Annotated in this window: 7 protein-coding genes; 4 read left to right on the forward strand and 3 right to left on the reverse strand. The window is 63.1% G+C overall.

Going from position 1 to position 11,280, the window contains the following annotated elements; genetic code table 11:
- Positions 1-13: 13 nt before the first annotated feature.
- From MBR110_RS26870 to tssF, 3 genes are all read right to left on the reverse strand, one after another.
- Positions 14-883 carry an ankyrin repeat domain-containing protein gene (locus MBR110_RS26870; protein ID WP_034193886.1) on the reverse strand — a complete coding sequence of 290 codons (870 nt, stop codon included), beginning with the start codon at positions 881-883 and terminating at the stop codon, positions 14-16.
- A complete protein-coding gene (locus MBR110_RS26875; RefSeq protein ID WP_034193887.1) occupies positions 883-3,882 on the reverse strand; it encodes a type VI secretion system Vgr family protein in 3,000 nt (999 codons plus the stop codon). Before MBR110_RS26875 ends, MBR110_RS26870 begins: the two co-directional genes overlap by 1 nt.
- A gap of 128 nt (positions 3,883-4,010) precedes the next feature.
- The gene (gene tssF, locus MBR110_RS26880; RefSeq protein ID WP_034193888.1) at positions 4,011-5,891 is read right to left on the reverse strand and encodes a type VI secretion system baseplate subunit TssF; all 1,881 of its coding nucleotides are present in this window, start codon (positions 5,889-5,891) and stop codon (positions 4,011-4,013) included.
- Positions 5,892-6,802: 911 nt separating this feature from the next.
- Here tssF and MBR110_RS26885 point away from each other — a divergent pair.
- The 4 genes from MBR110_RS26885 to MBR110_RS26900 all read left to right on the forward strand — a co-directional run bounded on the left by MBR110_RS26885 (position 6,803) and on the right by MBR110_RS26900 (position 11,158).
- Positions 6,803-7,513: a thioesterase II family protein gene (locus MBR110_RS26885; protein WP_175899803.1), complete on the forward strand. Its 711-nt coding sequence runs from the start codon at positions 6,803-6,805 to the stop codon at positions 7,511-7,513.
- Positions 7,514-7,613: 100 nt separating this feature from the next.
- Positions 7,614-8,564: a UDP-glucuronic acid decarboxylase family protein gene (locus MBR110_RS26890; RefSeq protein WP_014725941.1), complete on the forward strand. Its 951-nt coding sequence runs from the start codon at positions 7,614-7,616 to the stop codon at positions 8,562-8,564.
- 207 nt (positions 8,565-8,771) lie between these two features.
- Entirely contained in the window at positions 8,772-10,082 is a 1,311-nt protein-coding gene (locus MBR110_RS26895; protein WP_181709783.1) for a diaminobutyrate--2-oxoglutarate transaminase family protein, read from the forward strand.
- A gap of 65 nt (positions 10,083-10,147) precedes the next feature.
- The gene (locus tag MBR110_RS26900) at positions 10,148-11,158 is read left to right on the forward strand and encodes a TauD/TfdA family dioxygenase (RefSeq protein WP_175983856.1); all 1,011 of its coding nucleotides are present in this window, start codon (positions 10,148-10,150) and stop codon (positions 11,156-11,158) included.
- Positions 11,159-11,280 lie beyond the last annotated feature (122 nt).

The following is an 11,280-nucleotide window of genomic DNA, read 5'->3' on the forward strand; positions in this document are numbered from 1 at the left end:
GTCACGCGTGCGTTCAATCCGTCTGGCCGGCCGGCGTCACGACCTTCTCGCCGCGCGCGCGCATCGCTGCACGTTGCGCCTTCGGATCGAGCGGCGGCCACGGCGCGCCGGCCGTGACGATCTTTCGGCGGATATCTTCGATGCGCGTACGCGCTGCGGAATCCGCAGCCGTATGGTTCTTTAACTCGTTTTGCAGCACCCACCCGTACGACACGCCGAGCTGGCTGGCAATCTTCGGATCCGCGCCGTGCGAGAGGAGGTAGTCGACGACGTCCCACTGCTGAATCATCGTCGCCTCGAAGAGTGCCGTCTTTCCGAGCGAATCACGAGCATTCACGTTCGCCTTGTGCTCGACCAGCAGCTTCAGCTGGGGCAGCAGCCGGTTCTCTGCAACTGCAAAAATCATCGGCGTGTCGCCGTTGTATTGCCAGTTGGGATCGAGCCCGCTGTTCAACAGCACGCGCAGGAGGTTGGGCGTATCAGCCCGCAATGCGACATCGACTACCGATCCGCCGCTGGCACCGACCGGCGCCTTGGGATCTGCGCCGTTCTTCACGAGCACCGAAATGATCTGGTAGCGCGGATTTGACGCGTCGTTCTTAACCGGGACGATTTCCTGCACTGCATACGACAGCAGCGTCGTGTTCTTCGCGCCCGGCGCATTCAGATCGGTCTTAGGCGCGAGTTGCTGAACGCGAGTGAGATCGCCGTCATGAATGGCCTGAGCCAAAGTGAGTTGCTGCCCCGAAAAGAAATCTTCCGGTGCGTAACGCTTGAAGCCAGTCATGTTCGTCCCTTGGGCTTGAGTGGGCCACCAGAGCGGCGAGGACACTCCAACGAGTGCGGCAATCGCGCCGGCGGTTATCGCTTTCTTGTATCGCATCAGTGAGAGGAGTTCAGTTGGGAGACCAGGTCGAGTTGATCCTTCGCGACCTGCTGGTTGATCCCGTTCGTCACGTCACCCATGAGGTGACGGCCGACCGTGGTCACGCTCTCACCATCGAGCGTGACGGGGCTACCAACAGCCTTGGGCATCAGCGCCGCCGTACCGTCGCTGATCGGCCCGAGTCGGCCTTCCTGCAGGCCGGTCAGGATATCGCCGTCGACGCGATAGGCCGTGATGTTGGCCGGCCGGGCGGTCCCGCCGTATTGTGCGACGGTCTCCGGATTGAGGCCGGCAGCATTGAAGGTCACCGCCGAACCGCCGCTGGCCTCGGCTGCAGCAGACGCCAGGCCACCGCCGAGCGAATGCCCGGTGAAATCGACGCCGGCCGACGCGCCCGTGGTCTCGATGTTCTTGCCGATCGTGACCGCATTGCGGTAATACGGCGCATCGGCGCCGAGCCCTTGTGCCATGTTGTTGCTCATGTCTTCGCCGAAGAGCTGCTGGGTTCCCTTGAACGCGACCGTCGGCTTCATGCTGTCGCCGAAGACATTCGGATCCGGGATATACATCTGCGACCCGAAGTTGCTACCGCTTTTCTCGAAGTCGCTCGGCTTGAGCCCGAAAGCCTTCAACGCTTCCGGATCGTTGGTCGCCATCTTCCACCCGGTCGGCGGCGGATCGTTCGGGTGATACACGTGATCCGCGAGTTTCGCCAGTTGCTGCGCCTTCAGCGAGCTCGCCAGCTTGGCCGCCGCCGCGCGCGTCGCCGGATCGGGGCTCGCCAGCCCCTTCGCGATCGTCGCCTGCTCTGCCGCCCACTCGAGCGCGAGCGCCTGTTCCGCGGATTGCGCACTGCCGCGATTCAAATGGATGACCGGCCCGTCGAGATAAATGCCGTTCGCGTTGATGACGATCGTTGACGGACCGAAGGTCAGCTTGATGCTGTCCGGCGTCATCGTCACGACGCCATCGCCGACACGATGCTCGATGCCGTCGCTCGCCTGATGGCTTTGCATGCCGGGTCCGGCCTTGCTTGCGATGGCCTTCGTATTGATCACGTTCGCCGTGGTGTCGCGCGTCAGCGCGATGGTTTCCTTCAGTCCGCCCTGCGCGATCTGCTTCGTCTCGCTGCCCTTGAGCAGCGACACCGTGCGCCCGCCGGCTTCGACCGTATGCGTTTCCGAATCCTTGATGACCGTGTTCATGTCTTTCTGCGCGTGCAGAAAGACTTCTTGCGCGCCGTTCACGTCGGAGAACCGCAGTTCGTTCGAGCCGGCGCCCTTGTGCGTCTGGCTCTTGATCCCCATCGTCTGCCCGGCAGCCCCGTGATAAGGGTTGCCCTGCTCGCCGTTGTAGACGCGGCCCACGATGACCGGATTGTCGGGGTCCCCTTGATTAAACGCGACCAAGACCTCCTGATTGATCCGTGGGATGGCGGCCGCCCCCCACCCGTCGCCCGCCCAAGGTTGGGACACGCGGATCCACATCGAATCCGAGCCGTCCAACTTGCCGCGGCGATCCCACAGAAAGTGCACCTTCACGGCACTGCCGTTCGTGTGAATTTCTTCGCCCTTGGGGCCGACCACGATTGCCGACTGCGTGCCGTGAATGACGGGCTTTGGTGTATGCCTGGGTGAACGATACGGAAACTTCTTCGGGAGCAGGGAAAATGTATTGCGGTACGGCAGTTTCGCGTTGTGTTCCGTGTAATCGTTCACGGCCTCATGACGAACATGCAGGACTGCGTATTCCTGATTGTTGGCCATCACTGGATGGTTGGTCACCGTCACACTGCCTGCAGCGCTCATCCGCCACGCATAGCCGCTGCCCGTATACCGATGCGCGCTCGCTTCTTCTGCTTGCATCGCAATGCGTGCGTAACGGTCGCCGTCATCGCCGTGGTCGAATAACGACTGATGTTCGAAACGCTCTGTCGTTTCGAGCCCCGCATGCCGGAGATTCTCCGGCTCGGCCTGCGCCAGCATCAGCGGCGACGACGGGTTCTGGTGATTGAAGTCGCGAAAGGCGATCTTGCCCACACCAAAACGCCGACCTTCATGCAACTGGTCGATACCGTTGTCTTCACTCGCCGCGCTGGCGTTATACGGCAAGTTGGCCAGCCCGTCGATGGGGCGGAAAACGAAATTCGTATCGCCGATGACAAGGAAGTGCTTTTCCTTCTCGTAGCGGTGCGTCCAGATCAGGCCTTCCTGCTCCATCAGACGCGCACAGAAGTTGTAATAGGACTCCTGGTACATCACGATGTATTCGAGCGGCTTCTGCGCGGTCCGGATGTCGAACTCGAATTCGGTGAACCCGTGATCCTGGAAAATCTCGGTGAGGATGTCCTGAGCGGTCTTGTTCTGGAAAATCCGGCAGTCGGTCGAGCGCGTCAAAAACCAGAACCACGGCGCCACCGTCATTTGATATTGCGTCACCTTGCCCGGGTTGCCCGCCCGGTCGAACGATGTGACGTATCCGTCGAAGTAGCGAATGCTGTCGGCCCCGCCTGACGAGACGATGCGCTCGAGCGTGGATTGCCGGGCGCTTTGGTCGAATCGAATCTTGATCGGTTGCCCGATCAGCTGATCAGGCACCAGATCATGCTGGTGTGACAGTAAATCGAGGTGAATCTCTGGCAACCGATTGACATGTTCATCGATGACCGCGGTGCTGACCAGAAGCACGTCCGGACCGAGCGGCGAGTCGATGGTCACGTATCGATTGAGCTGAGTCAGTCGAGCAACGCCGCCGGCCGCATTGTTGAGCGCGTCCGCAATCGCGGCCGGCGTTTTGTTCATCAGCGAAAAACCGGTCTGCGCCAGCTGAACCGCGCGTTGCACGGTGTCGATATGACTTGCGACGCCGGCGAGCGGGCCAATCTGGCCTGCCACCGTGGATGCGACCGGCCCGGCAAGGCCGCCAAGCGCGCTCAGCGAGCCCAACAGATTCCCGCCGGAACCGGCCGGAATACCGCCATTCGGGGCGAAACTCATTTGAATTCCCTTTATTTTCGTCTCAGGTTCTGTCCCCAATTGGCTCACCAGCTTGAGGCCCCGCTACTGTAGGACAAAACGTTTGCCAGCGAAAGATACCTGAAATTCCTTTGCAATTTCCCTGCTGATCAAATAAGCGGTTGGGAACCGGCGCAGGGTTCACCGCGTCGCAGTACCGCACCGGTCTCTGCCGAGACCAATACGATTTGCACGAAGCTGGTGACTGGAACGTACGGGGAAAATAGTCGATCCATCACGCGCGCCAATCCGGCGAGACTGAATTGGACGAAACGCTGCTCGTCGATCACGAGCCGGACATCCAATCCTTGGACGAACGCTGAAGCCGGCTTGCCTGGCATCCAGCCCCGCACCCGCGCAGTCGAGAGCGACACGAGCGCGTCGAATCGCCGGCCGGCGTCGGGCGCGGACATGCCGAAGCGGGTGCACAAGCGCTTGAACTCATTGAGCCCGTCGGCGTTTAGCCGCGCTGCCTGCGGAACCAGCCACGACAGCAATTCCCACAGGTCGCCGCGGCGAAGAATCGGCGCGGGACTTGCACTGGGCTGAGCCAATAACTCGATCTCGTCACCCGAGTCCCCATCGCGCACGGCTAACCGGCGCTCGCGCATGTCCGCCAGGTTGCCATTTGTGCAAGACAGCGCGATGTCGAGCTGGCGCTGCGCGGCCGGATCAACCGGCTCGCCGCGGGCGTTCACAAGCGCGAGTTCCAAGCCACGCAATCCGGCTGCGCGCGCTCCAGTTGCATGTCTGCGCAGCGCTTCCTGTCCCGGCTTGCCGGGCTCGGAAGGCGGCTTCGGCGCGCGCCGGGCTTCGTCCCGCAAAACGATCCAATACGGGCCTGGAGCTGCGCCAAGCGCATGCTGCAAGGATTCGAAGGGCGGCAGAAGTGCGGCACCCTGGGCGGTCGTGATACGGACCTGATCAACTGACCAGATCTCGGTCGTGGCTGCGCTCTTCAGCGAAAACGGTTTCAGCGCATAGTACGCTTGCCCAGCCTTCGTTTCGATTGGCTCCGCATTGCTCGAGAACAAGTTGACTACTGGTGTGCAAAACAGCCGGAGATTGTCGGCCGACGCTGCAATCAATCGTTGGGCGCGACGTGAGTCGGGGTGGACGCCGGCAAGGGCCAAATGCAACGTGATCCGGCGCGCACCGCCCGCCAACCGTTTCAACCGCGCCAAATCCAGATCGAGGTTGTCAAATCGAGCGGGAAACGCGCCGTACTCCATCAACAAATGAAACGGAGCAGTCGTGTTGTCGCGAGGCGGCGGAAGCAGCGCGTCGGCATCGTCGAAACCTGCGGCCGCCAGCGGCATGTCCACCCGACGCCAGCGCCCGTTGCCGTCCAGTTCAACGAAGGCACGCGTGGCGTGCATCAGCACGCCGTCGGCGAGCGCAGCCACCACCTCCCTCTCCCCCGCCAAATGTATCCGCAGCATATCGGGAGCGATGGAGAACTGGGCCGACGGTGCCGTGAGCTCAAGGGTGAAAGACAAAATCCCCGTCGTGTCGGACGGCAGTGTCGTTTGCATCGGCGCGACGGTCGACGTCGCGTAACGTACAGCGGAAACGGTCAACGGCACCAACGTGACGTCGGCGGCAGTGCGGAACACCAAGCGGCTATTCGGCGCCACCAATTGGGTGCCGCGTGGAACTATTCGCGGCTCGGTCTGCTTGCTGTCTCGATCCACGCGGAATTGGGCCATCGCACAAGATGGAAACGGCCGCAGGAACGCTCCGTGGATTGTGTCAATCAATGCGTGAGTAAACTCCGGCACCTCATCTTCGAGTCGGATGTCGTGCCGAGCGCACATCAACGCGAACGATTGCAGCAGCCGTTCGACGTGTGGGTCATCCGAGTGCTCACCTGCCATCGCAAGGCGAGCCGCGATTTTAGGGTAATGCTGAGTGAACGCGCGCATCGAACGGCGCAGCAGCCCCAACTCACGCTCGAAGTGCGGTAGAAGATCCTCAGGTTCGATGGCCATACACTTTCCGGATGGTCACGCCGATCAGGTAATCGGTGCAGTGTCCAAGAGGTAGAGGGGACGATTTTAACCGGACGTTCGCCCCCCTTATCTCGAAATTATCGGGTTCGGCACACACAAAAAAAACGGCCGTCCCATCGGGTCGGCCGAAATTGAACCGCACCGGATTTTGTGGAGGCTCGTATTCTTGAGAGAAATGGTATGGACGCCTCCCTCCCGCATCGTGAGGCGTAGTCCTTCGACATGAGCGAGCGTATAGCGCAAGATCACATGGATCTTCACGGCGAAGCGGAGGCATCTAGTAGCATTAGAACCTCGCCCGGGGACCTTCGGTTGCAGTCCAAAGCGGCAGATCGATCGTAGCGTTCCAGCCGGTTTCAACGTCACGCCACGGATCAACGTTTAGCTGCTCGTCTGGCTCGGTTAACTATCGCACCCAGACGAACATCACGAGCTCGCCGGAAGGAAGATCGGCGTCAGACCCAATCGACCCTCGGTAACTCAGAAGCCCCGCCGGCGCATCTCCAACGCTACGGCAACTGCGACGGGGCACTCCGCCCGTCCCGTTTTCCTACGACATACACCGACGCAGCCTCATGTTTAACTCATGCCGAACCGTATCGCGTGCATGCTGAAACCGAGCCGCACCCCGATCGAACCTTCATGAACTGAACGGCCGCCTTCACGACTTCAGGCGTATTCGCCATGCTGCCGTTGCAAAGCGCTGACGCCCCAGCAACCGGGAACCGAGCGAGACCCGCGCAGGGCAATCGCGCCGCTTTCCTGCCGAGCCGAAATCGCCGACGCATCGCGACGACAACAGCGAGTGGAACCTCAATGACGACATCCCGCCAACACGTGACTCCCCGCCGCGCGCGCAACGATACGTCCGAAGCAAGCTCCCCGCCCGCATGCGCCTGATCTGCTTCCCCTACGCCGGCGGCTCGGCCGCCGTCTATCGCCCTCTCGAAGCCTTGTTGCCCGGCATCGACGTATACCGACACGAGCTCGCAGGCCGCGGCAGCCGCTTGTCCGAGCCAGCCGCACGAGACATGTCGACGTTGATCGACACGTTGCTGCGCGACCTGCGCGACTGCTTCGATCGCCCGTTCTCGTTACTCGGCCACAGCATGGGCGCGGCGATCGCCGCGGAACTGGCGCTGCGGCTTCCCGCCGACGTGCGCCCGAACCTGCGCCATTTGTTCGTGAGCGGACGCGCCGCGCCGGGCAACGCGCGACCGGGTCGTCGCATGCAGGCGCTCGACGATCACGCCTTCATCGACGCCTTGCACGAAATGGGCGGCACGCCGAAGCCCGTCCTGGAGAACGACGAACTGATGGCGCTGCTGATGCCGGCCCTGCGTGCGGATTTCGCGCTGATCGAAAACTACCGGCCCGAGCCGGGGTGCCAACTGGCGGTGGACATCACCGCGTTCGCCGGCCGTGCAGATACGCATGCTCCGGTCGATTCTGTTGCAGGCTGGCGCGCCGCGACGGCCGGGAACTTCGATTTCCACGTCATCGAAGGCGATCACTTCTTCCTGCGAAGCGAAATGCGGACGATGGCCGGCATCATCGCGGCGCGCCTGCGGCACGCGCACTGCATCGCGTCGAACGCTTGAAACGCATCACCGGCCGATCGTCGCGATCGGCGAACGAAACGGCCCGCGCGCCCGATCGGCCCAGCCGCCGCCGGGCGCGCGAAACTTTTGGGGTGCCATTGTGCAACGTAATCGAAAGCGAATCCTCGTAACAGGCGGCGCGGGTTTCCTCGGTTCGCATCTCTGCGAGCGACTGGTCGAACTCGGCAACGATGTGCTGTGCGTCGACAATTACTTCACCGGTACGAAGCGGAACGTGGCGGCCCTGCTCGGCAACCCGAGCTTCGAGGCGCTGCGCCACGACGTCACCTTTCCGCTGTACGTGGAGGTGGACGAAATCTACAACCTCGCCTGCCCCGCTTCACCGATCCACTACCAGTTCGATCCGGTGCAGACGACCAAAACCAGTGTGATGGGCGCGATCAACATGCTGGGGCTCGCGCGACGCACGCATGCCCGCGTGCTGCAAACGTCGACCAGCGAGGTGTACGGCGACCCCGACGTGCATCCGCAGCCCGAGAGCTATCGCGGCAACGTCAGCCCGCTCGGCCCGCGTGCCTGCTACGACGAAGGGAAACGCTGCGCGGAGACGCTGTTCTTCGACTATCACCGCCAGCAAAACGTCCAGATCAAGGTCGTACGCATCTTCAACACGTATGGCCCGCGCATGCATCCGAACGACGGCCGCGTGGTGTCCAACTTCATCGTGCAGGCGCTGCGCGGCGACGACATCACGCTGTATGGCGATGGCAGCCAGACCCGCGCGTTCTGCTATGTCGACGACATGGTCGACGGCCTGATCCGGATGATGGCCACGCCCGCGGATCTCACCGGGCCGATCAATCTCGGCAATCCGCACGAGATCGCGGTCAGCGAACTGGCGCAAGTGATCTTGCGCCTGACCGGTTCGAAATCGCGGCTAGTGTTCCGACCGCTGCCGCAGGACGATCCGACCCAGCGCTGCCCCGATATCGGCCTCGCACGCACCCACCTCGACTGGGCGCCGACGGTCGGGCTCGAAGCCGGTCTGCGACGGACCATCGACTATTTCCGCTCGACTCTGCCCGCTTGATGCCGCGCATGAAAGCGACCGGACGACGACCGGCACGACGATGGCCTCACGCAGTGACGCGCGCAGCGCAATGTCCCATTTTTACGTGACAGACGCGCTATGGCGTCCATGCTCCAATCACACCGTGCCGTTACACCATTGGCGGAGATCGAGCGATCCTCGCGCGCCAGTGTTCCTCACTCCGTATCGCAAGCCGGATCTCCGCGCATGGAAAAACTCGAGTATCTGAAGCGTGTCGAATCGAAGGCGCGAACCTACGCGACCTCCATTCCGCGGCTGTTTACCCATGCCAGGGGCGTCCGCATACGCGACTCGGACGGGCAGGAATACATCGACTGTCTGTCGAATGCGGGCACGCTCGCGCTCGGACACAATCACCCGGAAGTCAACGAAGCCGTCATGCGGTTTCTGTCGTCCGATCAGATGCAGCAGGCGCTCGACCTCGGTACGCCGGCCAAGCACGCGTTCGTCGAGCAGCTGTTCTCGCTGTTGCCCGCCGCGCTCGCCAAAACCGGCAAGATCCAGTTCTGCAGCCCGAGCGGCGCGGACGGCGTCGAAGCGGCGCTGAAGCTGACCCGGCACCATACGGGCCGCTCGACGGTCATGGCGTTTCACGGCGCGTATCACGGGATGACGGCGGGCGCGCTCGCCGTGACGGGCAAGCTCACGCCCAAACCGGCCGGCGCCAACGGGCAGGACGTGCATTTCCTGCCGTTTCCGTATGCGTTCCGCTGCCCGTTCGGCACGGACGGCTCGGCTACCGATCGACTGAGCATCAACTATATCCGGACCGTCCTGTCGGACCCGGAGAGCGGCATACCGAAGCCGGCGGCCGTCATCGTCGAGGTCGTGCAAGGCGAAGGCGGCTGCATCCCCGCCTCCGACGCGTGGCTGATCGAGCTGCGCGAGCTGACGCTGCGGCATGAAATCCCGCTGATCGTCGACGAAGTGCAGACGGGGCTCGGCAGAACCGGCGCGATGTTCGCGATCGAACATTCCGGCATCCGTCCCGACGTGCTGGTGTTGTCGAAGGCATTCGGCGGCGGCTATCCGTTGTCGGTCGTGGTCTACGACGAGCGCCTCGACACCTGGCCGGCCGGCGCGCACGCCGGCACGTTCCGCGGCAACCAGATCGCGATGGTGGCCGGCCTGACGACCATGCAGATCGTCGAACGGGACGGGTTGTCGGCGCACGCCGAGCGCATCGGCAAGCTGCTGTTCGCGGGCCTCGAGGCGCTGGCCCAACGGTTTGCGTGCCTTGGCCAGATCCGCGGCCGCGGCCTGATGATCGGCGCCGAAGTCGTCGCGCCGGGCAGCGACGGCCGCGCCGGCCCGGCCGATGGGGCGCTCGCCAAAGCCATCAAGCAGAACTGCCTGCGCAATGGCCTCGTCATCGAAACCGGCGGACGCAACGGCGCGGTGCTCAGGTTTCTGCCGCCGCTGATCCTGTCCGAGCCGGACGCCCACGAGGTTCTCAATCGCTTCGAGCATGCCGTGGAAACGGCCTCCCGCGCATAGCCGCGCCGCGGCGCGACCACGCATTCCGGCCGGCTGCGGCCCGGGTCCAGAAAGGAACACACACGATGCAGGGCATGACGGAACGCAAGCTGCTTGCCGACGGGAGTTCTCCGTGGCTGCTGGAACCTGCGTCGAACGAGCGCGATATCGCAGCGGCGGTGAATGCCAATCGGCCGGCACTCGAAGCGCGGCTACACGAGCACGGCGCGCTGCTGTTCCGCGGCTTCGACGTTTCATCCGTGAGCGACTTCGACGCGTTCGTCAATGCGGTTTCAAGCCACAAGTCCGACTACGTCTATCGCTCCACGCCGCGCACGTCGGTCGGCAATGGGATCTTCACGGCCACCGAGTATCCGCCGAGCGAGACGATCGCCCTGCATTGCGAAAACGCGTATCAGCGCAGCTGGCCGCTCAGCGTGGCGTTCTGCTGCCTGACGCCGGCCGCGAGCGGCGGCGAAACGCCGATTGCCGACATGCGCGAAGTGACCCGCCGAATCGGGCCGCGGCTCCTGGACGCGTTCGAGACGAAGCAAGTCCGCTATGTCAGGCACTACCGCAGCCATGTCGACATTCCGTGGGAAACCGTCTTTCAGACGCGCGACCGCAGCCGGGTCGCGGCGTTCTGCGCGGACCATGACATCGCGTTCGAATGGCTCGACGACGACACGCTGCGCACCGTCCAGATCAATCAGGGCGTGGCCTACCATCCCGTCACCGGCGAGCGGGTGTTCTTCAATCAGGCGCATCTGTTTCACATCTCGAACCTCGAAGCCTCGCTCGCCAGCTCCATCGTCAGCCTGTTCGGCCTCGACCGCGTGCCGCGCAACGCGTGCTACGGCGACGGCCAGCCACTCGATCTCGCCGACATCGAGCACGTCCGCAACGCGTTCCGCGAATGCGCGATCACGTTTCCGTGGCAACGAGGCGACGTCCTGCTCGTCGACAACATGCGATTCGCCCACGGCCGCAACCCGTTCGAAGGCGAGCGCAAGGTCGTCGTGTCGCTGCTCGACCCGTACGCGCCCACCGCCACGCAACAACCGCGCGCCGGCGATCACGCGCGCATTCCGCAATAGAAGCGCGGACCGATCGCCTACGCGAAACGCCGTGTCATTGGATTACGGGGCAGACGTCGGATTAGAGCGATGCTCTAATTTCAATGCCGCCCCGACCCCGGCAAGCGCCGCGGGATAGCGAC

Source organism: Burkholderia sp. MBR-1 (assembly GCF_013822785.1).
GTDB lineage: Bacteria > Pseudomonadota > Gammaproteobacteria > Burkholderiales > Burkholderiaceae > Burkholderia > Burkholderia vietnamiensis.